At 41.3% G+C, this 23,288-nt stretch carries 36 protein-coding genes and 2 pseudogenes; 31 read left to right on the top strand and 7 right to left on the bottom strand.

The window, feature by feature from the left end; genetic code table 11:
• The first annotated feature begins 97 nt into the window (after positions 1–97).
• Together J671_RS11925 and J671_RS11920 are read left to right on the top strand one after the other, a co-directional pair.
• Positions 98–970: an acyl-CoA thioesterase gene (locus J671_RS11925; RefSeq protein ID WP_002049736.1), complete on the top strand. Its 873-nt coding sequence runs from the start codon at positions 98–100 to the stop codon at positions 968–970.
• A gap of 108 nt (positions 971–1,078) precedes the next feature.
• Complete coding sequence (locus J671_RS11920; protein ID WP_031982342.1) at positions 1,079–2,344, top strand: dicarboxylate/amino acid:cation symporter; 1,266 nt, start codon at positions 1,079–1,081, stop codon at positions 2,342–2,344.
• A gap of 43 nt (positions 2,345–2,387) precedes the next feature.
• Here the strand turns inward: J671_RS11920 and J671_RS11915 are convergent, their stop codons facing one another.
• From J671_RS11915 to J671_RS11890, 7 genes and pseudogenes are all read right to left on the bottom strand, one after another.
• Entirely contained in the window at positions 2,388–3,338 is a 951-nt protein-coding gene (locus J671_RS11915; protein WP_079378128.1) for a metal-dependent hydrolase, read from the bottom strand.
• 123 nt (positions 3,339–3,461) lie between these two features.
• Positions 3,462–4,238 (bottom strand): ribosome biogenesis GTP-binding protein YihA/YsxC, encoded by a 777-nt coding sequence (yihA, locus tag J671_RS11910; RefSeq protein ID WP_022575955.1) that lies wholly within the window; start codon positions 4,236–4,238, stop codon positions 3,462–3,464.
• Positions 4,239–4,346: 108 nt separating this feature from the next.
• Positions 4,347–4,784: an RrF2 family transcriptional regulator gene (locus J671_RS11905; RefSeq protein ID WP_006582600.1), complete on the bottom strand. Its 438-nt coding sequence runs from the start codon at positions 4,782–4,784 to the stop codon at positions 4,347–4,349.
• Between the two features lie 85 nt (positions 4,785–4,869).
• The gene (locus J671_RS11900; RefSeq protein WP_016804177.1) at positions 4,870–5,634 is read right to left on the bottom strand and encodes a globin domain-containing protein; all 765 of its coding nucleotides are present in this window, start codon (positions 5,632–5,634) and stop codon (positions 4,870–4,872) included.
• Positions 5,635–5,636: 2 nt separating this feature from the next.
• A pseudogene (locus J671_RS26125) lies at positions 5,637–5,717 on the bottom strand (hypothetical protein); the annotation flags it as partial.
• A 60-nt stretch (positions 5,718–5,777) separates the two neighbouring features.
• On the bottom strand, positions 5,778–7,313 hold the full coding sequence (locus J671_RS11895; RefSeq protein WP_004711804.1) for a helicase HerA-like domain-containing protein: 1,536 nt from the start codon (positions 7,311–7,313) through the stop codon (positions 5,778–5,780).
• A gap of 43 nt (positions 7,314–7,356) precedes the next feature.
• Positions 7,357–8,547, bottom strand: a complete 1,191-nt coding sequence (locus J671_RS11890; RefSeq protein WP_016804179.1) for a PLP-dependent transferase — start codon at positions 8,545–8,547, stop codon at positions 7,357–7,359.
• Between the two features lie 168 nt (positions 8,548–8,715).
• On the opposite strand from J671_RS11890, the gene J671_RS11885 reads away from it, so the two are divergent.
• The 29 genes and pseudogenes from J671_RS11885 (at position 8,716) to rplQ (ending at position 23,256) form a co-directional block, all read left to right on the top strand.
• Complete coding sequence (locus J671_RS11885) at positions 8,716–9,444, top strand: type 1 glutamine amidotransferase (protein ID WP_004711809.1); 729 nt, start codon at positions 8,716–8,718, stop codon at positions 9,442–9,444.
• A 252-nt stretch (positions 9,445–9,696) separates the two neighbouring features.
• A complete protein-coding gene (gene rpsJ / locus J671_RS11880; protein WP_000070912.1) occupies positions 9,697–10,008 on the top strand; it encodes a 30S ribosomal protein S10 in 312 nt (103 codons plus the stop codon).
• Positions 10,009–10,065: 57 nt separating this feature from the next.
• Positions 10,066–10,704 (top strand): 50S ribosomal protein L3, encoded by a 639-nt coding sequence (gene rplC / locus J671_RS11875; protein WP_002049740.1) that lies wholly within the window; start codon positions 10,066–10,068, stop codon positions 10,702–10,704.
• Between the two features lie 11 nt (positions 10,705–10,715).
• The gene (gene rplD, locus J671_RS11870) at positions 10,716–11,318 is read left to right on the top strand and encodes a 50S ribosomal protein L4 (protein ID WP_002049755.1); all 603 of its coding nucleotides are present in this window, start codon (positions 10,716–10,718) and stop codon (positions 11,316–11,318) included.
• Positions 11,315–11,635, top strand: a complete 321-nt coding sequence (gene rplW, locus J671_RS11865) for a 50S ribosomal protein L23 (RefSeq protein ID WP_002049693.1) — start codon at positions 11,315–11,317, stop codon at positions 11,633–11,635. The genes rplD and rplW overlap by 4 nt, the downstream gene beginning before the upstream one ends.
• A gap of 11 nt (positions 11,636–11,646) precedes the next feature.
• On the top strand, positions 11,647–12,471 hold the full coding sequence (gene rplB, locus J671_RS11860; protein WP_002049686.1) for a 50S ribosomal protein L2: 825 nt from the start codon (positions 11,647–11,649) through the stop codon (positions 12,469–12,471).
• 13 nt (positions 12,472–12,484) lie between these two features.
• Entirely contained in the window at positions 12,485–12,760 is a 276-nt protein-coding gene (gene rpsS / locus J671_RS11855; RefSeq protein WP_001138119.1) for a 30S ribosomal protein S19, read from the top strand.
• Positions 12,761–12,771: 11 nt separating this feature from the next.
• Positions 12,772–13,101, top strand: coding sequence for a 50S ribosomal protein L22 (gene rplV / locus J671_RS11850; protein ID WP_001982638.1), 330 nt, complete (start codon positions 12,772–12,774; stop codon positions 13,099–13,101).
• A 1-nt stretch (position 13,102) separates the two neighbouring features.
• A pseudogene (rpsC, locus tag J671_RS11845) lies at positions 13,103–13,919 on the top strand (30S ribosomal protein S3).
• Complete coding sequence (rplP, locus tag J671_RS11840; protein WP_002049688.1) at positions 13,859–14,272, top strand: 50S ribosomal protein L16; 414 nt, start codon at positions 13,859–13,861, stop codon at positions 14,270–14,272. Before rpsC ends, rplP begins: the two are co-directional and overlap by 61 nt.
• Entirely contained in the window at positions 14,272–14,469 is a 198-nt protein-coding gene (gene rpmC, locus J671_RS11835) for a 50S ribosomal protein L29 (protein WP_000849928.1), read from the top strand. The genes rplP and rpmC overlap by 1 nt, the downstream gene beginning before the upstream one ends.
• Positions 14,466–14,723: a 30S ribosomal protein S17 gene (rpsQ, locus tag J671_RS11830; RefSeq protein ID WP_001291845.1), complete on the top strand. Its 258-nt coding sequence runs from the start codon at positions 14,466–14,468 to the stop codon at positions 14,721–14,723. Before rpmC ends, rpsQ begins: the two co-directional genes overlap by 4 nt.
• A gap of 92 nt (positions 14,724–14,815) precedes the next feature.
• Positions 14,816–15,184 (top strand): 50S ribosomal protein L14, encoded by a 369-nt coding sequence (gene rplN, locus J671_RS11825; RefSeq protein ID WP_001982634.1) that lies wholly within the window; start codon positions 14,816–14,818, stop codon positions 15,182–15,184.
• 9 nt (positions 15,185–15,193) lie between these two features.
• Positions 15,194–15,511 (top strand): 50S ribosomal protein L24, encoded by a 318-nt coding sequence (gene rplX, locus J671_RS11820; protein ID WP_002049703.1) that lies wholly within the window; start codon positions 15,194–15,196, stop codon positions 15,509–15,511.
• Positions 15,512–15,526: 15 nt separating this feature from the next.
• Positions 15,527–16,063, top strand: coding sequence for a 50S ribosomal protein L5 (gene rplE, locus J671_RS11815; RefSeq protein WP_002049698.1), 537 nt, complete (start codon positions 15,527–15,529; stop codon positions 16,061–16,063).
• A 9-nt stretch (positions 16,064–16,072) separates the two neighbouring features.
• A complete protein-coding gene (rpsN, locus tag J671_RS11810) occupies positions 16,073–16,378 on the top strand; it encodes a 30S ribosomal protein S14 (protein ID WP_002049689.1) in 306 nt (101 codons plus the stop codon).
• A gap of 11 nt (positions 16,379–16,389) precedes the next feature.
• Complete coding sequence (rpsH, locus tag J671_RS11805; RefSeq protein WP_002049732.1) at positions 16,390–16,785, top strand: 30S ribosomal protein S8; 396 nt, start codon at positions 16,390–16,392, stop codon at positions 16,783–16,785.
• 13 nt (positions 16,786–16,798) lie between these two features.
• On the top strand, positions 16,799–17,332 hold the full coding sequence (gene rplF, locus J671_RS11800; protein WP_031982340.1) for a 50S ribosomal protein L6: 534 nt from the start codon (positions 16,799–16,801) through the stop codon (positions 17,330–17,332).
• 14 nt (positions 17,333–17,346) lie between these two features.
• Complete coding sequence (gene rplR, locus J671_RS11795; protein WP_002049741.1) at positions 17,347–17,697, top strand: 50S ribosomal protein L18; 351 nt, start codon at positions 17,347–17,349, stop codon at positions 17,695–17,697.
• A gap of 2 nt (positions 17,698–17,699) precedes the next feature.
• Positions 17,700–18,197, top strand: coding sequence for a 30S ribosomal protein S5 (gene rpsE, locus J671_RS11790; protein ID WP_001141025.1), 498 nt, complete (start codon positions 17,700–17,702; stop codon positions 18,195–18,197).
• 6 nt (positions 18,198–18,203) lie between these two features.
• Entirely contained in the window at positions 18,204–18,380 is a 177-nt protein-coding gene (rpmD, locus tag J671_RS11785) for a 50S ribosomal protein L30 (RefSeq protein WP_000849088.1), read from the top strand.
• 3 nt (positions 18,381–18,383) lie between these two features.
• Positions 18,384–18,824: a 50S ribosomal protein L15 gene (gene rplO, locus J671_RS11780; protein ID WP_002049750.1), complete on the top strand. Its 441-nt coding sequence runs from the start codon at positions 18,384–18,386 to the stop codon at positions 18,822–18,824.
• Between the two features lie 45 nt (positions 18,825–18,869).
• On the top strand, positions 18,870–20,189 hold the full coding sequence (gene secY, locus J671_RS11775; protein ID WP_170318186.1) for a preprotein translocase subunit SecY: 1,320 nt from the start codon (positions 18,870–18,872) through the stop codon (positions 20,187–20,189).
• 20 nt (positions 20,190–20,209) lie between these two features.
• A complete protein-coding gene (gene rpmJ / locus J671_RS11770; protein WP_000867907.1) occupies positions 20,210–20,326 on the top strand; it encodes a 50S ribosomal protein L36 in 117 nt (38 codons plus the stop codon).
• Positions 20,327–20,433: 107 nt separating this feature from the next.
• Entirely contained in the window at positions 20,434–20,790 is a 357-nt protein-coding gene (gene rpsM / locus J671_RS11765; RefSeq protein WP_000090816.1) for a 30S ribosomal protein S13, read from the top strand.
• Between the two features lie 19 nt (positions 20,791–20,809).
• On the top strand, positions 20,810–21,196 hold the full coding sequence (rpsK, locus tag J671_RS11760; RefSeq protein WP_001040166.1) for a 30S ribosomal protein S11: 387 nt from the start codon (positions 20,810–20,812) through the stop codon (positions 21,194–21,196).
• Between the two features lie 12 nt (positions 21,197–21,208).
• Positions 21,209–21,835 carry a 30S ribosomal protein S4 gene (gene rpsD / locus J671_RS11755; protein ID WP_002049716.1) on the top strand — a complete coding sequence of 209 codons (627 nt, stop codon included), beginning with the start codon at positions 21,209–21,211 and terminating at the stop codon, positions 21,833–21,835.
• Positions 21,836–21,852: 17 nt separating this feature from the next.
• Entirely contained in the window at positions 21,853–22,860 is a 1,008-nt protein-coding gene (locus J671_RS11750) for a DNA-directed RNA polymerase subunit alpha (protein ID WP_002049752.1), read from the top strand.
• Between the two features lie 18 nt (positions 22,861–22,878).
• Positions 22,879–23,256, top strand: coding sequence for a 50S ribosomal protein L17 (gene rplQ, locus J671_RS11745; RefSeq protein WP_002049717.1), 378 nt, complete (start codon positions 22,879–22,881; stop codon positions 23,254–23,256).
• The last annotated feature ends 32 nt before the right edge of the window (positions 23,257–23,288 follow it).

Here is a 23,288-nt window from a genome sequence, read left to right as displayed (position 1 = left end):
CTGATTGTTCCATGTACAAATAGTTTTTTATGGCACAATAGATTCTACACATCTGTCCTTTAATACCAATTTTGCCTGCAATATGAAGGTATCTCTCATGAATGCGTTAACCCAAGAACTGGTTGAGCTGCTCACTTTAGAAAAGCTTGAAGAAAATATTTACCGTGGAATTAGCCGTAATTTGGTCGGTAAACGTGTTTTTGGAGGTCAGGTTTTAGGGCAGGCTTTACGTGCAGCTTCTTATACAACTGATCGTCCTGCGCATTCTATGCACGCTTACTTTTTATATGGTGGCGATATTAATGCTCCAATCATTTATGAAGTAGATCGCTTGCGTGATGGAAAAAGCTTTGTCAGTCGTCAGGTTCGGGCAGTCCAACATGGACGAGTTATTTTCTCTGCAATGGTATCTTTCGCCAATCCTGAAGAAGGCTTGAACTACCAACACTCAGAACCAGAATATCCAGCTCCTGAGACCTTAAAGTCGGAAAATGAACTGAAAGAAGGTATTCTTAATTTTGTACCGGAAAATGTTCGTGCAAGTTTCATGCGTGAACGTCATGTTGAAATACGACCGATTGATCCAGTCAATCCATTTCAACCACAACCGGAAGCGCCATATAATGCGCACTATATCCGTACCCATGACCGTATTCCAAAACAACTTGATGATATCGCTTTACATCAAGCAATTGTGGCGTTTTATTCGGACTTTACTTTGATGACTACGGCTTTAAGACCACATGGTCTAAGCTATATTTCTCCAAGTTTGCAGTGTGCCAGTATTGATCATGCCATTTATTTCCATCGCCCACTGCGCGCTGATGAATGGATGCTCTATGACATGGAAGCAACAGTTAGTGCAGCTTCTCGTGGTTTGAATTTTGGCCGTATGTGGCAAAATGGCCAACTTGTATGTAGTACGGTACAAGAGGGTTTAATTCGTTTGCGGGAAATTGAAACGCAATAAACTTATTTATAAAGCCATCTCATAAGATGGCTTTTTTATTTTAATTGAAAGGATGTGACAAAAAATTGCTCGAATGAAAAGCAAGCTCATGTCATATTTGCAAAAGGATTGCCTACTGAAAAAAATAATGCTGATATGAACTTAAATACACAAATTCTGATTGCTGCCATTTTAGGTTTAGCCTTTGGCTTCGTGCTTACCATGTATCCTGATACTGCTTTTGTAAAGCATAGCTTATACGGCTTAGGCATATTAAGTAGTGTCTTTATTGGGCTGCTTAAAATGTTGTTGGTGCCGTTAATTTTCAGCTCTATTGTTGTGGGAGTTTCAAATTTACAGGCAGGAGGGCAGCTAGGTCCTGTTTGGAAAATTACGTTTTTATGTTTTATCACCACCACCACATTGGCCTTATTCTTGGGTATTGGCTGTGCTCATTTATTTGAGGTGGGGCGAGGCGTAGATATTTCAATTTTTCAGGCATCAATGCAAAACTATCAAGCACCAGATAGTTTAAATCCAGCAACTTTCTTTACTAACTTTATTCAAAATACGTTAATTAACCCCTTTAAAGCATTTAGTGATGGAAATGTTTTAGCTGTTGTGGTGTTTGCACTATTTGTGGGTTTTGCGTTGGTTCAAGGTGGTGAACGCTTTAAGAGTATCCGCTTATTAAGTCATCAGTTTTTTGAAATGATGATGATGCTAGTGGGATGGGTCATGAAGTTGGCACCATTAGGAATTTTTGCATTACTTGCTAAATTAATGGCTACCGAAGATATTTCAGTATTAAGCCGCTTGGCAGAGTTTGCTGTTGTTGTAACTGGAACCACTATTTTCCATGGTGCTGTTGTTTTGCCATTACTGCTCTGGATTGTTGGTCGTATGAGTCCTTGGACTTTTTTCAAAGGTACACGTACAGCCTTAATTACTGCGTTTGCAACAAGTTCGAGCTCTGCAACAATGCCGCTGAGTATGAAATGCACACAGGAAAACTTAGGTGTTCGTCCTCAAACGGCAGGTTTTGTGATTCCATTAGGTTCTCAACTTAACATGGATGGTACAGCTTTATATGAAGCTGCTGCTGCGCTCTTTGTTGCAAATTTAGTGGGATTAGACTTAAACCTGACCCAGCAAATTGTTGTGTGCTTAACAGCGATGATTGCATCACTTGGTGCACCAGGAATTCCAAGTGCGGGTATGGTCACCATGATTATGGTATTGCAATCTGTGGGGTTACCAGCCGAAGCAATTGCTATTTTACTTCCAATCGACCGTTTACTCGATACGGTAAGAACGGTGGTAAATGTGCAGGGCGATATGATGATTAGTGTAGTTGTAGATCGATATACTAAAGAGAAAGATATCAGTTTCTAATCTCTAAATAAAAAAGCAGGATTTATATCCTGCTTTTTTATTTTTAAGCGGCTTGTAGCTCGGCTCTTTTTGCTGCTGGAGATTGAGATAAATAACTTACCGCATCTTCAGTGCTACCTTCTTTAACTGGATCGTACCAAGGCATGAGATAGTCAATTTGCTGAGCAATAAGCCAAAATGGATTTGGTAATACCTGATTATCTTTACGGCTAATCTTGTACCACTCTACAGCAACCCAAACTGGAAAAAATTTAGATTTGGCCGCATCGGCAAAGCGAGGATCTTGCTTCATAATATGCGCAGCGCCGTCTACCCATAATCCAAGGACAAGGGTAATAACAGCAAGGCTTAAGTAGTAACGTGGGATGTAACCACCACCAAGATGACGATATAAATCAAAGGCTACGGTGCGATGTTCAATTTCTTCAGAACCATGCCATTTAACCAGATCGACCATTTCTGGATCTGCGCCTAATTCTTCCCAACGGTTGTTATAAAGCGCATATTTACCGAGTACACAGGTCATATGCTCAACAGTTGCGATAACACCTAAACGAAATAAATCCCATTGTTCCTGCAAGAACTGAGGAACTTCTTTATCAAAAGGTTTATCTGCCAAAGCAGTGGTAAATAGATAATTCATAATGTCCAGATTTCTCTGGATATCAATATTACGTGCGCTTAAATATTCTTTATTGGCAGAAGTGTGTGCATTTGCGTGCATTGCTTCTTGGCGAATAAATGCTTGGACATCCTGTTTAAGTTTTTCATCGGTAATACGAGGTAAAACCTTATTATAGAGTCGACAGAACCAGAACTCTCCAGCAGGCAAGATATTATTAATTTCATTAATAAAATAACTTGCAAACGGTTGGTTTGGAATCCAGTCTACAGGGGTATCTTTCCAGTCAAATTTTACCTTGCGTGGAAGAATTTTATAATCAATAGAAGAACCTAAAGCCTTATTCTTCAAAAAAGATAGCAATTTCATCATTTAGTCCTGATTTTTAACTCGATGAAGTTATAACGAGTATAAAAAAAGCCCCTACATTTGTGTTTAGCAATAGGGGCCAATTGAATATAAATTTAATAAAGAAATTGTATCTGTTTTGACGATTTACTCTTCTGCATCCTCATCGCTTGCTTCAGGGATCGCATCGACGTCAAATTCAGGCTGTTGCTCAAGCGTAAAGTGTAGACGTCCAGCCATTACACTTGCGAGTTCTTCTAAGCCTAGTTTGTTTAATGAAGAGAAAAGCTGAATTGAGAAATCAAGCTTCATTTTTTTCAATTGTTGTTTAACTTCAAGCAAAACTTTGTTTGCTGGACCACGGTTAAGTTTATCTGCTTTGGTTAAAAGAATATGAACAAATAAATGGCGGGAATAAGCCCACTCTAGCATCATCATGTCAAAGTGCTGTAAAGGATGGCGAATATCCATGAGTAAAACTAATCCTTGTAAACTTTTACGATGGATTAAGTAGTTCTCTAATTCTTTTTGCCAAACACGTTTCATATCCTCTGGTACAGCCGCATAACCATAGCCAGGAAGGTCAACTAAACGTTGATCGGGATTACCTAAACTAAAAAAGTTAATCATTTGCGTACGGCCAGGTTTTTTTGAGGCACGTGCGAGTTGTTTTTTGTTGGTTAAAGCATTAATAGCGCTAGACTTACCAGCATTTGAGCGCCCTGCAAAAGCAATCTCGTAGCCACTATCTTCAACACAAAGTGCCAATTTAGGTGCACTCATTAAAAACTCAGCTTGGCGTAACCAGTTTAGAGATTGCACAGCATAGGCTGTGATCGCCGGGTCTGGTTTTTTTTCATAACTGATCTTTTGCTTGGGTGCTAGTCTGGCTTTGGTGTCTTTCGATTTTTCACTACGACGCATAAAAAATAACTTTTTAAATGAGAGGGCTCGCGCTTAGTATAAAGGAGCTTGGTTATTCTTGCTAATTTTCAGTAAGCTTGGTTGTAAAGATAAATAGAATTACAAACATTAGATTTGCAAAAAGGAAATAGGGGATGTGTCAGATGCAGATTTAGGCTGTTGTAAAACTTCACCTAATGTATGCTGATCTAAACTTTGATAGAAACTTTCTAAAGCCTGATCAAGAATTCCTTTTAAACCACAATGCGAGCGTAAAACACAAGGAGGAGTATTGCATTCAACAATTTGATGATCACCTTGTAAAATTCGCACAATTGCGCCGAGCTTTAAATCTAAAGCTTTTGGATTTAAACGAATTCCACCGCCTTTACCTCGAATGGTAATAATCCACTCTTGTTTACCCATAAAATGGACAACCTTCACGAGATGATTTTGTGAAACATATAAATCTTGAGCGATTTCTGCAATTGTATACGGTGCATCACTTGGACGAGCGACATACATTAATATTCTTAAAGCATAATCGGTAAATTTATTAAGTTGCATGATCACCAAAAACAAAAGGATAAGAGGTTGATCATCTTAGCCTGAAAGTCTAAAGAATAAAACTTTCAGGCCAGAGCTTTTTCAATTACAGCGTTAAAGGGGCTGAAACTTGTACTTGATCACCAACTCTATAGTGTTCAAGCAAAATGTTCGAAACTGAGAACTCTGTATGGTTTTCTTCAGGCTGAACTTCAAAATGATAAGTATTATTTTCTTGAGCCTCTGTGAACTTAAATGCTTTAGGTTGTTCAAGCTGGTGGTCGGGAACTTGAACTTTTACAGAAATAAAGGCATTTGCTGGGCCAGTTAATACATCTTCATGGTCAGTTGCTTTTAAAGTGAAACGTTTGCCAGATTCAAGTGGATCAATTTGTGTGATTTCAAATGAACGCCAACCAGCCCATCCACCTTTTAAGCTCTCAAGTTGCGCATATTTCTGTTTTTCAACACCAATTAATATATCTGCCAACTGTAAATAAGCTTGTTTCCACGCTTCAATGAGTTCTGATTCAAAAGGAACATTTAAAACTTCACTAATTGAATGAAGCAAGTTATCGCCCACAATTGCATATTGATCTGGTTGAATGTCTAAACTCACGTGCTTCGTGGTAATGCGTTCAACTGCTTTGGCAAGCACTGTAGGATTCTCAATATTTTCAGCATATGCGAGTACTGCTGCTGCAAGAGCACGAGGTTGGCGTAGGCTGGTTTGATCATCAAGATTAAAAACATTTTTTAATTCTGGGTTGTTATTCAACATACGTTTATAAAAGTATGTAGTCAGCGTAACGCCATGTTCGCGCAATACAGGTACAGTAGATTTAACGAGTTCAATTTGTTGTGGAGTCATGGCTAGACCTTAATTATCTGGCTATATAAGATGTATTTAAAATACATCTTTAAGAAAATTGTGGCAATAGCTTTTTTACAAAAACCTTAATTAAATTAAGGGATATTACATCCCTTAATTTAATTAATTGATTTGATTATTTTTTATTTTCCAAATAATGAACCGAGTAATCCTCGTACTAATTTTTGTCCAGTACTACCCCCTAAACTTCGAGCGGCACTTTTTGCAAAAGTTCCAACAATATCTTGAGTCAATTTTGCTCGTTCTCTTGCCGCACGTTCTTCTTCTTTCTGCTGTTCACGTGCTAGACGTTCTTGTTCTTTAGCTTGCTGTTTCGCTAAAGCTTCTTGCTCTTTGGCAAGCTCCGCATCTTGTTTTTGTTGTTCACGCTCAGCGACTTTATTTTGGAGCATTTCATATGCACTCTCACGGTCTACGACTTGTTCATAGACGCCAGCAATAATACTTTGCTCAATTAAAGTTTTTCGTTCTTCAGGTGTGATAGGGCTAAAAGAAGAGTAAGGAGGCATAACCCAGCCACGTTCAACAATTTGTGGAGTACCTTGCTCATCTAGACAACTAATAAGTGCCTCACCCACGGCTAGCTGTGTAATTGCCTCATCCACTTTAAAATCAGGATTTGAACGGAATGTATCTGCAGCAGTTTTTACTGCTTTTTGATCTTTGGGGGTAAAGGCGCGTAGAGCATGTTGCACACGGTTACCGAGCTGACCCAAAACACTTTCTGGTAAATCAAGTGGGTTTTGAGTGATAAAGTAAATACCGACGCCTTTAGAGCGAATTAAACGTACAACTTGTTCAATTTTTTGTTGTAAAGCTTGACTGGCGTTGTCGAATAACAAGTGAGCTTCATCAAAGAAAAACACGAGTTTTGGTTTATCCATATCGCCAACTTCAGGAAGTTGTTCAAATAATTCAGAAAGCATCCATAACAAGAAAGTGGCGTATAGCTTAGGTGTATTCATGAGCTTGTCTGCAGCAAGAATATTGATATAGCCACGACCATTAGCATCAGTTTGTATAAAGTCTAGAATATTTAAAGCTGGCTCTCCAAAGAACTGGTCTCCACCTTGGTCGGCAAGAGCGAGCAAATTACGCTGAATTGCTCCTAAACTAGCTGGAGATAGATTGCCGTACTCGGCTTTAAATTCTGCCGCATGTTCACTCACAAAGGTGATCATAGCTTTCAGATCTTTAAAGTCGACTAACAGTAATCCTTGATCATCTGCAATGCGGAATACAGCAGATAAAACACCTTCTTGAGTATCATTTAGGTTAAGTATACGTGCTAATAAAATTGGCCCAATCTCAGAAATAGTGGTTCGAATAGGATGGCCTTGTTGCCCAAATAGATCCCAAAAAATAACGGGATTAGCCGCAAATGGAACACTATCAATTTGTAGAAGCTTTAAGCGTTCATTAAATTTATCCGAGGCCTCGCCAGCTTTTGCAAGACTTGAAACATCACCCTTTGCGTCAGCAAGAAAGACGGGAACACCGATTCGAGAAAAACTTTCTGCAAGAACTTTTAGGGTGACAGTTTTACCTGTACCCGTAGCACCTGCAATCAGGCCATGTCGGTTGGCAAATTGAGAAAGCAAAACAATTTCTTTTGATGTGTCATTAATGTTTTTTGCAATAACAATCGGTGTACCCATATATTTTTATCCCTTGGAGCGAGCCACTATTGATGTTGTCGTTTTACAAATGTTTTAGTGCATTTTCGATATCTTGAATTAAATCTTGAGGATCTTCTAGCCCTATACACAAACGAACCAATAAACCTTGTTGTAAATGTGTATTCTCAAGTTTCCTCATCATTTTTAAATCATAAAGCATAACCAGACTAACTGGTCCACCCCAGCTAAAGCCAAGTTTAAATAACTTAAGAGCGTCACAAAAACGGCGTACTGCTGAAATATCATAGTCAGGTTTAAATATGACACTGACTAATCCTGCACTCTTACCTGTAGTGCAAATCTCTTGCCAATATTGATGACCTGGAGAGGCTTTATCGCTTGGATGTAGAACTTGTGCAAATTGAGGCTGTTGCTTCAACCATTCCAATAAGGTTTTTGCATTATCTGATTGCTGTTTATATCGTAGTGACATATGTGCGAGGCTGCGCTGAACTTGTGCTGCATCATCTCCTGAGATAGCAATACCTAGAATGGCATGTGTACGGAACAGGCGGTGATACAGTTTTTCATCACGTGTTACAACACTTCCCATTAAAATATCACCACCACCACTTGGATATTTTGTTAGCGCATGTACGGTTAGATCTACCGACAAGTGCTCATCAGAGAAATCAAAAGCATTAAATGCAAGTCCAGCGCCCCAAGTATTATCTAAAGCAGTTACAACTCCATGTGACTTGGCTTTTTTAACAAGTTCTTTAAGATCGGGAAATTCAAGAGTCACTGAACCTGCTGCTTCTATCCATAAGAGCTTGGTTTTTTCAGTCGGCTTAAAACTTGATACATCAATTGAATTATAAATTTTGACACTAATACCATATTGATCTTTTAAGTGGTTTAGATGCTCTAGATTTGGGCCATATATATTGTCCGGGACCCAAACTTCATCGCCTGTTGCTAAAAAAGCAGAGTTAACTAAGTTAATTGCAGATAAGCCGCTGGGTGCAAGTAAACAGTACAAGCCACCTTCAATTTGAGCAATATTGTCGCCTAAGGTAAATGTGGTTGGCGTACCGTGCGTTCCATAACTGTAATCATAAGGGTCGGTCCAGTGGCGGTCAAAAAGGTGCGTAGTTGATTTAAAAATAATAGTCGATGCACGAAATAAGGGAGGTTGCACAGTTTCAATAAATTGTGGTGCTTTTCGTGGTGCATGAATGAGTCGGGTTTGGAAATTGTTATGCTTTTTCATGGGGCGCTATGCTTTAAATAATAAGATTAGATTAAGAGAAAACTGATTTATTCGCCAGATTTTTGGTTAATTCTAAGATGTTTCGTTACTACTGTAACATTCACTAAAAACTTGGCTTTATTTTTGCAAAGATCAAACCAACATTCTAACAACAATAGGTTTAAGCGCATGAAGTCGCATTTACGTGTTCACTATTTTCAACATATTGCTGGCGAAGGTTTTGGAAGCTGCTATTCGTTTTTAAAAGCGCATCACGCCACTATTAGCTCTACAGAATTCTTTGCACTTCCCGTAGATCGGTCACTTGAAATAGAAGCTTTACCTCGGATTGAAGAAGTTGACTTACTACTAATTATGGGTGGAACCATGAGTGTAAATGACGAGGCAAACTATCCATGGCTTAAAATAGAAAAAAGATGGTTGCGTCGATATTTGGCAGCAGGGAAACCAGCAATAGGTCTTTGCTTGGGTGGGCAGCTAATTGCGAATGCATTGGGTGCAGCAGTAAGCCGTAATCGTTATCAAGAACTAGGATGGTCGACAGTTCAAAGAGTTGCAAACTTACCACAAGAAAGTTTTCCGCTACCTGAAGAAATCAATGTGATGCAGTGGCATAGTGAAACATTTGAAATACCTAAAGGAGCTATACGTTTGGCTGAGAGCATTGCTTGCCGTAATCAAATGTATCAGATTGGGAAAAATGTACTAGGTTTTCAATTTCATCCGGAAATGACACCAGCAGCTTTACAGCTTTTACTGGAAAATGAAGAAGAGCTATCTATTTTTGACGGAGAATATGTTCAATCTGCACATGAACTGCAATCTTCAGAAGCACAGAAATTTGAACAAGGTAATCAACTCTTAAATAAAGCAATTGAGTTTGTAATAAATGCATAGAATGAATTATTAATACGTAGCTAAAGTGGAATTTGAGCAAAAAATAGAAAAAGAGAATTGCATAAGACTTAAACAATCGTTATAATGAGCGACCCTCAAGAAGAGGGCATTTACTGCGAAGAAAGTAGTAAATGTGCATTACAGTCGTGGCATCGATCACGACCTTGGTGATTATCACTGCCTTTGACACTTACCAATAGGTGAGATGCGTCAAAGGTGATTCTTTATATATTTGGCTTGGAGTTTACTGGTATGTCTAACCAGAGAATTCGTATCCGTCTTAAGTCTTTTGATCATCGTCTGATTGATCAATCTGCTCAAGAGATCGTAGAAACCGCTAAGCGTACCGGCGCACAAGTTTGTGGTCCAATTCCGATGCCTACTCGCATCGAACGCTTCAACGTTCTTACTTCACCGCACGTTAACAAAGATGCGCGTGACCAGTACGAAATCCGCACCTACAAACGTTTGATCGACATCGTTCAACCTACAGATAAAACTGTTGATGCATTGATGAAGTTAGATCTTGCAGCTGGTGTTGATGTTCAGATCGCTTTGGGTTAAGGCTTTCGGTTAATTAACGATTAGTTAATTAGGCCGCTTTTTTAGAGGTTTATGCACATGGCTATTGGTTTAGTCGGTCGCAAATGTGGTATGACTCGCATCTTTACAGATGCTGGTGTTTCTGTACCTGTTACAGTCATCGAAGTCGATCCAAACCGCATTACGCAAATCAAAACACTTGAAACTGATGGTTATCAAGCTGTTCAAGTAACTACTGGTGAACGTCGCGAATCTCGCGTAACTAACGCTCAGAAAGGTCACTTCGCGAAAGCTGGTGTTGCTGCTGGTCGCTTGGTTAAAGAATTCCGTGTTACTGAAGCTGAGCTTGAAGGTCGTGAAGTTGGCGGTACTATTGGCGTTGATTTGTTCACAGTTGGTCAAATTGTTGACGTAACTGGTCAATCAAAAGGTAAAGGTTTCCAAGGTGGTGTTAAACGTTGGAACTTCCGTACCCAAGACGCTACTCACGGTAACTCAGTTTCTCACCGTGTATTAGGTTCTACAGGTCAAAACCAAACTCCTGGACGCGTGTTCAAAGGCAAAAAAATGGCTGGTCACTTAGGTGATGAACGCGTAACAGTACAAGGTCTTGAAATCGTATCTATTGACGCTGAACGTTCTGTTTTAGTTGTTAAAGGTGCAATTCCTGGTGCAACTGGCGGTGACGTAATTGTACGTCCTACCATCAAGGCCTGAGGGGAAATACCGTGAATTTGAAAACTGTTTCCGGCTCTGCTGTTGAATTGTCTGAAGTTGCTTTCGGACGTGAATTTAACGAGGCTCTTGTACACCAAGTTGTTACTGCTTATTTAGCAGGTGGTCGTCAAGGTACTCGTGCTCAAAAATCGCGTGCAGACGTTTCTGGCGGTGGTAAAAAACCATTCCGTCAAAAAGGTACTGGTCGTGCTCGTGCGGGTTCTATTCGTAGCCCTATCTGGGTTGGTGGTGGTAAAACTTTTGCTGCTCGTCCACAAGATTGGTCTCAAAAAGTAAACCGTAAGATGTACCGCGGTGCAATGCAATGTATCTTAGCTGAACTTGTTCGCCAAGATCGCCTTGTATTAGTTGAAGAGTTTGCTGTTGCAGCTCCAAAAACTAAAGAATTGCTTGCAAAACTTAACGACTTAAATGCTGCTCGTGCATTAATCGTTACTGACGCTGTAGATGAGAACTTATATCTTGCAGCACGTAACCTTCCACATGTAGATGTGGTAGATGCAACTGCAATCGATCCTGTAAGCTTGATCGCGTTTGATAAAGTTGTGATGTCTGTAGCTGCTGCTAAGAAAATTGAGGTAGAACTCGGATGAACAACGAACGTATCTATCAAGTCCTTAAAGGACCAGTCTTCTCAGAAAAGGCACAAGTTTTAGGTGATACTGTTGGTGTTCAAGTATTTAAAGTAGACATCAATGCTACTAAACTTGAAATCAAAAAAGCAGTTGAAAAACTTTTTGGTGTAGAAGTTGTTAAAGTTAACACAACTATTACTAAAGGTAAGACTAAGCGCTTTGGTCGTACATTAGGACGTCGTTCTGATGTTAAAAAAGCATACGTCACCCTGAAAGCCGGCCAAGATGTTGAAATGGCTGACTTGGGCGATACCGCTGAAAGCGCAGCGGAATAAGGACGAAAATTATGCCGATTCAAAAATGTAAGCCAACGTCTCCAGGACGTCGCTTTGTAGAGAAAGTGGTTCATGACCATCTTCACAAAGGCGCTCCTTACGCACCGTTGGTTGAAGCTAAAAAACGTACTGGTGGTCGTAATAACAACGGTCACATTACTACTCGTCACGTTGGTGGTGGTCATAAACAACACTACCGTATCGTTGACTTCAAACGTAACAAAGACAGCATCCCAGCTGTTGTAGAGCGTATTGAATACGATCCAAACCGTACAGCACATATTGCTTTATTGAAATATGCTGACGGTGAGCGTCGTTATATCATTGCACCTAAAGGTTTACGTGCTGGCGATAAAGTACAATCTGGTAACGATGCTCCAATTCGTCCAGGTAACTGCTTGCCACTTCGTAATATGCCGATCGGTTCTACACTTCATAACGTTGAACTTAAAATTGGTAAGGGTGCACAATTAGCGCGTTCTGCTGGTGCTTCTGTTCAGTTGTTGGGTCGTGATGGTTCTTACGCGATTATTCGTCTTCGTTCAGGCGAAATGCGTAAAGTGCATGTTGAATGCCGCGCTGTAATTGGTGAAGTTTCTAACCAAGAAAACAACCTTCGTTCATTGGGTAAAGCTGGTGCTTCACGCTGGCGTGGTGTTCGTCCTACCGTACGTGGTATGGCGATGAACCCGATTGACCACCCACACGGTGGTGGTGAAGGGCGTAACAAAGGTATTCAACCTGTAAGCCCATGGGGTCAAAAAGCTAAAGGGTACAAGACACGTACCAATAAGCGTACGACTAAGATGATTATTCGCGACCGTCGCGTCAAGTAAAGGAATCTGACTAATGCCTCGTTCTCTGAAAAAAGGCCCATTCGTCGATGCGCACTTGTTCGCTAAGGTTGAAGCGGCTGTTGCTAGTAACTCTCGCAAGCCGATCAAAACTTGGTCTCGTCGTTCGATGATCCTTCCAGATTTTGTTGGTTTAACAATCTCTGTTCATAATGGTCGTAATCACGTTCCAGTAATTGTTACTGAGCATATGGTTGGTCATAAACTCGGTGAATTCGCGCCAACTCGTACCTATCGTGGTCACGGTGTTGACAAGAAATCTAAACGTTAATAGGTGTCATGATGGAAGTAACTGCTAAATTACGCGGTGCCGCTATCTCGGCACAAAAAGCACGTTTGGTTGCAGATCTTATTCGCGGCAAATCTGTTGCGCATGCTTTAAACATCTTAAACTTCAGCAATAAAAAAGCTGCTGTTTTAGTAAAAAAAGCATTGGAATCTGCGATTGCAAACGCTGAACACAATAACAGTTTAGATGTTGACGATCTTAAAGTTTCTACGATTTACGTTGATGAAGGCATGAGCCTTAAACGTATTATGCCACGTGCTAAAGGCCGTGCAGATCGTATTACTAAGCGTACTTGTCACATCACCGTTAAGGTAGGGGTTTGATATGGGTCAGAAGGTTCATCCAATCGGTATCCGCCTAGGTGTTGTGAAACGTCATAACGCTAACTGGTATGCGAATCCGAAACAATACGCTGAATACTTGCTTAAAGATCTTCAAGTTCGTGAGTTTTTAACTAAAAAACTTAAGAATGCGATGGTAAGCAATATTCTTATCGAACGTCCATCAGGCGCTGCTAAAGTAACTATTAGCACAGCTCGTCCTGGTATCGTAATCGGTAAAAAAGGCGAAGATATTGAGAAATTACAGCGCGAACTTACCAGCATTATGGGTGTTCCAGCGCAAGTAAGTATCAACGAAATTGATCGCCCAGACTTAGATGCGCGTTTAGTTGCTGAAGCAATTGCTTCTCAATTAGAAAAGCGTGTTATGTTCCGTCGTGCTATGAAGCGTGCGGTTCAAAACACTATGCGTGCTGGTGCTAAAGGTATCAAAGTTGAAGTGTCTGGCCGTTTAGGTGGTGCAGAGATTGCTCGTACAGAATGGTATCGTGAAGGTCGTGTACCTTTGCATACATTACGTGCAGACATTGACTATGCAACTATGCGTGCAGAAACAACTTACGGTACGATTGGTGTTAAAGTTTGGATTTTCCGTGGCGAGATCTTAGGTGGCATGAAACAAGTCATGAACCCTGCTCCTGCTGAAGATCGTCCAGCTAAACGTGGTCGTGGTCGTGGTGAAGGTCAAGAGCGTCGTGGTCGTCGCGGTGACCGTGCTGCTGACAAGGGAGAATAATCCATGTTGCAACCTAAACGTACCAAATTCCGTAAAGTGCACAAAGGCCGTAACACTGGTCTAGCGCATCGTGGTAGTACAGTATCATTTGGTTCGATTGCAATTAAAGCAACTGAACGTGGTCGTATGACTGCGCGTCAGATTGAAGCTGCACGTCGTACTATTAGCCGCCGTATTAAGCGTGGTGGTAAAATCTTTATTCGCGTATTCCCGGATAAACCAATTACTCAAAAGCCTCTTGAAGTGCGTATGGGTAAAGGTAAGGGTAGCGTGGAATACTGGGTTTGCCAGATCCAACCAGGTAAGATCCTGTACGAAATTGAAGGTGTGAACGAAGAATTAGCGCGTGAAGCATTTGCTTTAGCTGCTGCTAAACTTCCGTTTAAAACCACTATCGTGACTCGGACGGTAATGTAATGAAAACTAAAGATCTACGTGAAAAATCGGTAGAAGAGTTGAAAGCTTTGCTTGATGAGCAGCAGCTTAACCAATTCCGTCTTCGTATGGCGAAAGCAACTGGTCAGTTGGGTAAATCGCACGAAGTGCAAGTTGCTCGTAAGACAATTGCTCGTATTAAGACACTCCTTACCGAAAAACAGGGGAACGGACAATGAGTGAAAAAACAGTCCGCACGTTAACCGGCAAAGTCGTAAGTGACAAAATGGATAAATCTATTGTTGTTCTTATTGAACGCCGCGTTCAACACCCGTTGTATGGCAAGTCAATTCGCCGTTCAACTAAGTTACACGCTCATGATGAGAACAACGTTGCTAAAATTGGTGATGTTGTAACCATTAAAGAAAGCCGCCCAATTTCTAAAACTAAAGCTTGGACTTTAGTGGAAGTAGTTGAAGCAGCTGCTGAGTAATTCGACGTTCTTGTTGCATCATCGGTCAATTTCGAGTACTCTTTGAGCCTTTCGAAATTGTGACCGGTGATGCTCGGTTTTGGAGTAGGGCAATGATTCAAACCGAAACTATGCTCGACGTAGCAGACAACAGTGGTGCTCGCCGCGTACAATGTATTAAAGTACTTGGTGGTTCACATCGTCGTTATGCTTCTGTTGGCGACATTATTAAAGTTACTGTAAAAGAAGCAATCCCACGCGCACGTGTTAAAAAAGGTGACGTGATGAATGCGGTTGTAGTTCGTACTAAATTCGGCATTCGTCGTCCAGATGGTTCTGTGATCCGTTTTGATGATAATGCTGCAGTTATTTTGAACAACAACAAAGCTCCGATTGCTACTCGTATCTTCGGACCAGTGACTCGTGAACTTCGTACTGAACAGTTCATGAAAATCATTTCATTGGCTCCTGAAGTTCTATAAGAGGCAATCATGGCTAAGATTAAAAAAGGCGATCAAGTTATCGTGATCGCAGGTAAAGAAAAAGGCAAACAGGGTACTGTGTTGTCTGTTTCTGAAGACCGCGTTAAGGTTGAAGGCCTTAACTTAGTGAAGAAGCATCAAAAGCCTAACCGTGTAACTGGCGCTGAAGGCGGTGTAGTTACTCAAGAAGCTTCGCTTCATATTTCAAACGTGGCAATTTTAAATGCTACAACCCAGAAGGCTGACCGTGTTGGTTACCAAGTGATTGATGGCGTGAAAACTCGCGTTTATAAATCAAATGGTGAATCAGTGGCGGTAGCGAAGTAATAGGTTGAAAAGGCAATGGCCAGACTTAAAGCACGTTACAACGATGAACTTAAAGCAAAGTTAAAAGAAGAACTTGGCATTAAGAACGTGATGGAAATTCCACGCATCACAAAAATTACCCTAAACATGGGTGTAGGCGCAGCTGCAACTGATAAGAAATTATTAGATGGCGCTGTAGTCGACATGCAATTAATTGCTGGTCAAAAACCAGTAATTACACTTGCTCGTAAATCTATCGCAGGTTTCAAAATCCGTGATGGTTGGCCAATTGGTTGTAAAGTTACTTTACGTGGCGACCAAATGTACGAATTCTTGGACCGTTTGATCTCTATCGCAATCCCTCGTATCCGTGACTTCCGTGGTTTCTCTTCGAAATCATTTGATGGTCGTGGTAACTACTCAATGGGTTTGAAAGAGCAAATCGTTTTCCCTGAAATCGATTTCGATAAGATTGATCGTATTCGTGGTATGGATATTACCATTACTACGACTGCTCGCACCGATGACGAAGGCCGTGCGCTTATGCGTGCATTCGGCTTCCCGTTCAAATAAGAGGTCGATATGGCTAAGAAAGGTATGATTAATCGCGAATTGAAACGCGAAAAAACAGTTGCTAAATACGCTGCAAAACGTGCTGAATTAAAAGCTACAATTGCAAACGTAAACGCAAGTGAAGAAGAGCGTTTCGAAGCGATGTTAAAGTTACAAGCATTGCCACGTAATGCATCTCCGGTACGTCTTCGTAACCGTTGTGGTTTAACTGGTCGTCCTCATGGTTACTTCCGTAAGTTCGGTTTAAGCCGTAACAAATTACGTGACACAGTAATGCAGGGTGATGTACCAGGCGTTGTTAAGGCAAGCTGGTAAGGAGCGACTAAATGAGTATGCAAGATACCGTTGCCGACATGCTAACACGTGTTCGTAACGCACAAATGGCTAAGAAACAAACTGTTTCTATGCCTTCTTCTAAGTTGAAAGTTGCAATTGCAAACGTACTTCAACAAGAAGGTTATATTTCAAATGTAGAAGTTGCTCAAGAAGAGACAAAATCTACTTTGACAATTACTTTAAAATATTTCGAAGGCAAACCAGTTATCGAAATGGTTAAGCGCGTAAGCCGTCCAGGTCTTCGCCAATACCGTGGTAAAGATAAACTTCCAAGCGTTAAGCAAGGTTTAGGTATTGCAATTGTTTCTACAAGCAAAGGCATCATGACTGATCGCGCTGCACGTGCTGCAGGCGTTGGTGGTGAAGTTATTGCTTTTGTTTCTTAATAGGTGATTCCTCATGTCTCGTGTGGCTAAAGCCCCAGTAACTGTACCTAATGGTGTAGCAGTTACTCAGAACGGCCGGCAGGTCGAAGTGAAAGGCAGCAAAGGTACATTGTCTTTCAACCTGCATGCGCTGGTCGAGCTAAAACAGGAAGAAGGTAAACTTCAACTTGCTCCAGTTAAAGAATCGAAAGATGCTTGGATGCAAGCTGGTACTGCTCGCGCTGTATTGAACAACCTTGTAAAAGGTGTTAGCGAAGGCTTCGAATGTAAGTTACAGCTAGTTGGTGTTGGTTATAAAGCTGCGGTTAAAGGTACTGTTGTAAACCTTAACCTTGGTTATTCACACCCAATTGACTACGCTTTACCAGAAGGTGTAACAGCGGAAACTCCAACTGCAACTGAAATCATTTTGAAATCAGCAAACAAGCAGTTGTTAGGTCAAGTAGCGGCAGAAATCCGTGCGTACCGTGCTCCTGAACCATATAAAGGTAAAGGTGTTCGTTATTCGGATGAAGTCATTCTTCGTAAAGAAGCTAAGAAGAAATAAGGCGCGAGGTTCTTATGAACGAAAAGAAACAATCCCGTTTGCGTCGTGCGAAAAGCACACGCTTGCACATTCGTGCATTGGGTGCGACTCGTTTGTGTGTAAACCGCACTCCGCGTCACATCTATGCTCAAGTTATTTCAGCAGATGGTGGCAAAGTTTTAGCGCAAGCTTCAACTTTGGATGCATCTTTACGTAGCGGTACTACAGGTAATGTAGATGCAGCTACTAAAGTAGGTGCTTTAATCGCAGAACGCGCGAAAGCAGCTGGTGTAACTAAAGTTGCATTTGACCGTTCTGGTTTTAAATATCATGGTCGTATCAAAGCCTTGGCTGATGCTGCTCGTGAAAACGGCTTGGAGTTCTAATCATGGCTAAAGTTGAACAAAACGAAGGTCTTGTTGAAAAGCTGGTTGCCGTTGATCGTGTAGCCAAAGTTGTTAAGGGCGGTCGTATCTTCTCTTTCACAGCATTAACTGTTGTGGGTGATGGTAATGGTCGTGTTGGTTTTGGTCGTGGTAAAGCACGTGAAGTTCCTGCTGCTATTTCTAAAGCACTTGAAGCTGCTCGTCGCAACATGATCACTGTAGACCTTGCTGGTACTACTTTACAACACCCTGTGAATGCTCGTCATGGTGCAAGCCGTGTATACATGCAACCTGCTTCAGAAGGTACTGGCGTAATCGCTGGTGGTGCAATGCGTGCCGTTCTTGAAGCTGCAGGTGTACATAACGTACTTGCTAAATGTTATGGTTCTACAAATGCTGCTAACGTAGTAAACGCAACTTTTAAAGGTTTGCGTGATATGACTTCTCCTGAGAAAGTCGCTGCGAAACGTGGTAAATCAGTAGAAGAAATTCAAGGGTAATCAATCATGAAAACGATTAAAGTTACCCAGACTAAATCTTCTTCACATCGCTTGAAAAATCACAAGCTTTGCTTACAAGGTTTAGGTCTGCGTCGTATTGGTCATACTGTAGAAGTGCAAGATACGCCTTCTAACCGTGGTATGATCAACAAAGTCTACTATATGGTTAGTGTAGAGGAATAAGCCATGACTCTGCGTTTAAATGAGCTTGCACCTGCAGAAGGTGCAAAACGTGAACACCGTCGTTTAGGCCGTGGTATCGGTTCTGGCGTTGGTAAGACTGGTGGCCGTGGTGTCAAAGGTCAAAAATCACGTAAAAGTGGTGGCGTTCGTCCAGGTTTCGAAGGCGGTCAAACAGCGATTTATCGTCGTTTACCTAAATTCGGTTTCACTAGCCAAATCGCTTTAAAAACTGCTGAAGTACGTTTGTCTGAGTTAACTAAAGTGGAAGGCGACATTGTTAGCCTTGAAACTTTAAAAGCTGCGAATGTTGTTCGTCGCGATCAAATTCGTGCTCGTATCGTGCTTTCTGGTGAAATCACTCGTGCATTCACTGTTCAAGGTGTTGCATTGACTAAAGGCGCTAAAGCTGCAATTGAAGCAGCTGGCGGTAAAGTCGAGGAGTAATCTCGAGTGTCTATGTCTCCTAGTTCTTCAGGTCATGTCAACATGATGAAAGGTCAGCCATTTCATGTGAAATACCGTGAAATTATTCGCCGGATGAGTTTTCTAATCGGTGCATTGCTGGTCTTTCGACTAGGAGCGCATATTCCAGTACCAGGCATTAATAATGCTGCGTTAGAAAATTTATTTCATGCAAACCAAGGAACTATTCTTGGGCTATTCAATATGTTTTCTGGCGGTGCTTTAGAGCGAATGTCGATTCTTGCTTTAGGGATCATGCCTTATATTTCTGCATCTATTATTGTGCAGTTAATGTCAACAGTGATTCCTTCTCTTGAAGCCTTGAAAAAGGAAGGGGAGCAAGGTAAGCGAAAAATTAATCAATATACGCGACAAGGTACATTACTACTTGCAGTGGTTCAGGCAGTAGGTATGTGTGCAGGCCTTATTGGTCAGGGTATTACTCTGTCTACAGGACTTGCATTCTATATACCTGCGGTTACATCACTTATCGCTGGAACTATGTTCTTAATGTGGTTAGGTGAACAAATCACTGAAAGAGGTATCGGTAATGGTATCTCAATGATTATTTTTGCAGGTATTGTAGCTGGTTTGCCTAAATTAATTATGCAATCAGTGTCATCTGTAGATAATGGTCAAACAAGTTTGATTGGTCTTGTCATCTTTGGGCTTTTGTCTCTTGGTGTATTGGCTGCGATTGTGTTTATTGAAAAAGCACAACGTCGTATTCCAGTAAACTATGCGCAGAAGCAGCAAGGTCGTCGTATATTTACAGCTCAGCAAACACATCTACCATTAAAAATTAATATGGCTGGGGTGATTCCTGCGATTTTTGCAAGTTCTTTACTATTGTTCCCAGCAAGTCTTGGACAATGGGTGGGTAGTGCAGATCCGAATGCTGGTTTAATTAAACGTAGCTTACAAGATTTAGCTTTGGTATTGTCGCCTGGACAGCCTTTGTATTTGGTGCTCTTTGGTGCGTTAATTATCTTTTTCTGTTACTTTTATACGGCTTTAGTATTTAGCCCTAAGGAAGTATCAGAAAATCTAAAACGCAGCGGAGCTTATGTGCCTGGTATTCGCCCAGGTGAGCAAACTGCTCGTTACTTAGATCATATTCTTAATCGTTTGACGTTTATTGGTGCGATTTATATTACAGTCATTTGTTTGATGCCAATGATTTTACAAAGTTCTTTTGGTATTCCATTCTATTTGGGTGGTACCTCATTACTGATCGTAGTCGTTGTTGTTATGGACTTTATGGCTCAGCTACAAGCGCATTTAACATCTCATCAATATGACAATCAAACATTAATGAGAAAAACGACTGCTCATCCTAAGGGATAAGCGCACTTAGAGGTTTCATCATGAAAGTACAAGCTTCTGTAAAGAAAATTTGTGGTAGCTGTAAAGTTATCCGTCGTAATGGGGTTATTCGCGTGATTTGTAGCGCAGAACCTCGTCATAAGCAGCGTCAAGGTTAATCTAATCAAGACCTGTTGATTTCAGTAGGCGAATTGGGTTAATATCCGCCCCTCAAGATTTTTGTGGGGCGGTTGATTATCTCTACTGCCTTTTTGGAGAAAAGTGAATGGCTCGTATTGCCGGTGTAAACATTCCGGATAACAAGCATGCTGTTATCTCCCTCACTTACATCTTTGGTATCGGTCGCCACACTGCTAAGAATATCTTAGCTACAGTTGGTATTACTGAGACTACTAAGATCCGTGAGTTGGACGATGCTCAGCTTGATGCGATTCGTGCAGAAGTTGCTAAGGTTCCTACCGAAGGTGACTTACGTCGCGAAATTTCCATGAACATTAAACGTTTAATGGATTTAGGTTGCTATCGTGGCCTTCGTCATCGTCGCAGCTTGCCTGTCCGTGGTCAACGCACCAAAACTAACGCACGTACCCGTAAAGGTCCGCGCAAACCGATTAAAAAGTAAGATTTCTGGAAGCTAAAAGATGGCTAAAGATACTCGCACACGCAAGAAGGTCACTCGTACCGTCTCTGAAGGTGTTGCACACATTCACGCGTCTTTTAATAACACCATTGTTACGATTACCGATCGTCAAGGTAATGCATTGGCTTGGGCCACCTCAGGTGGACAAGGCTTCCGTGGTTCACGTAAATCAACTCCGTTTGCTGCTCAGGTAGCTGCTGAAGTTGCTGGTAAAGCAGCTTTAGATTACGGTTTGAAAAACCTTGACGTCCTTGTAAAAGGTCCTGGTCCAGGTCGTGAGTCTGCGGTTCGTGCATTAGGCGCAGTGGGTTATAAGATTAACAGCATTACCGATGTGACTCCAATTCCTCACAACGGTTGCCGTCCACCTAAAAAACGTCGCGTGTAAGGAGAAACATTCATGGCTCGTTATATTGGTCCAAAATGCAAACTCTCTCGCCGCGAAGGGACAGACCTGCAACTTAAATCTGGCGTTAAACCATTTGACGTCAAAACTAAAAAAGCTAACAAAGCACCTGGTCAACACGGTCAGGCTCGCGGTGGTAAGCAATCTGAGTATTCACTACAATTACGTGAAAAACAAAAAGTCCGTCGTATTTACGGTGTGTTAGAGCGTCAATTTAGTAACTACTATAAAGAAGCAGCTCGTGTAAAAGGCGCAACTGGTGAGAACTTGTTGAAATTGCTTGAAAGCCGTCTTGATAACGTTGTTTATCGCATGGGTTTTGGTTCTACACGTGCAGAAGCTCGTCAGTTAGTAAGTCACCGTAGCATTACTTTGAATGGTCGTCGTGTAAACATCGCATCTATTCAAGTTAAAGCGGGTGATGTAATTGCGGTTCACGAAGGTGCTAAACAACAATTGCGTATCAAAAACGCGATTGAATTAGCTGCTCAACGTGGTATTCCAGCTTGGATTGATGTTGATCATTCTAAACTTGAAGGTACGTTTAAAGCTGCACCAGATCGTTCTGATTTACCTGCTGAAATCAACGAAAGCTTGATTGTAGAATTGTATTCTAAATAATCCTTGAGGTAGCAATAATGACGCGTACTGCAAACGAGTTTCTCACTCCGCAAGCGATCAAGGTCGAAGCGGTAAGCGGGACCTCGGCAAAAGTGATTCTAGAACCTTTAGAGCGTGGTTTTGGCCATACTCTAGGTAATGCTTTACGTCGCATTCTATTGTCTTCTTTACCTGGCGCTGCTGTGGTTGAAGTAGAGATAGAAGGTGTCGAGCACGAGTACAGTACTTTAGAAGGCTTGCAGCAGGACATCGTCGAGCTCTTGCTGAACCTAAAAGGATTGTCTATTAAGCTGTTCGATCAAAATGAAGCTTATTTAACATTAGAAAAACAAGGTCCTGGCGATATTACTGCTGCTGACCTTCGTTTACCTCATAATGTTGAAGTGGTTAACCCAGATCATTTAATCGGTACTTTGAGTGCTTCAGGTTCATTAAAAATGCGCTTGAAAGTTGCTCAAGGTCGTGGTTATGAAACTTCTGATTCTCGTTTCCCTGAAGGTGAAACACGTCCTGTAGGTCGTTTGCAATTAGATGCTTCTTATAGCCCAATTAAACGTGTTTCTTACACCGTTGAAAATGCGCGTGTTGAACAACGTACCGATTTAGATAAGCTGGTAATCGACCTTGAAACAAATGGAACGGTTGATCCTGAAGAAGCAATCCGTAAAGCGGCAACAATCTTGCAACAACAAATTGCAATTTTTGTTGATCTTCAGAAAGACCAAACTCCAGTTGCTCAAGAGCCTCGTGAAGAAGTTGACCCAATCTTGCTTCGCCCAGTAGATGATCTAGAGCTTACTGTTCGTTCTGCTAACTGTTTGAAAGCAGAAAATATTTACTACATTGGTGATCTCGTTCAACGTACTGAAGTTGAGTTATTAAAAACTCCTAACCTTGGTAAAAAATCGTTAACAGAGATCAAAGATGTTTTGGCATCGAAAGGCTTACAACTCGGTATGCGTCTTGAAAACTGGCCACCAGCTAGTCTTCGTATGGACGACCGTTTTGCCTATCGTAGCCGTTAATTAAGTAGGACTATCACCATGCGTCATCGTAATAGTGGTGTGAAATTAGGCCGTACAAGCAGCCATCGTAAAGCGATGTTCCAAAACTTGGCTAATTCTTTATTTGAACACGAGTTGATCAAAACAACTGTTCCTAAAGCTAAAGAATTACGTCGTGTTGCTGAGCCTTTAATCACTCTAGCAAAAAACGATACTGTAGCAAATCGTCGTTTAGCATTTGCTCGTACTCGTAATGCTGCAACTGTTGGTAAATTATTTACCGTACTCGGCCCTCGTTACAAAGAACGTAACGGCGGTTATCTACGTGTTCTTAAAGCGGGCTTCCGTGCTGGTGATGCAGCACCGATGGCTTACGTTGAGCTTGTAGATCGTGAAGTGAACACTTCAGCTGAATAATTGATATTATTCGAAAAAGGCCGGCTTTATGC

This window comes from Acinetobacter sp. 1130196 (assembly GCF_000588095.1).
GTDB classification, from domain to species: Bacteria; Pseudomonadota; Gammaproteobacteria; order Pseudomonadales; family Moraxellaceae; genus Acinetobacter; species Acinetobacter nosocomialis.
The sequence above is the reverse complement of the archived record's forward strand: the minus strand, read 5'-3'. Positions and strand labels throughout refer to the sequence as shown.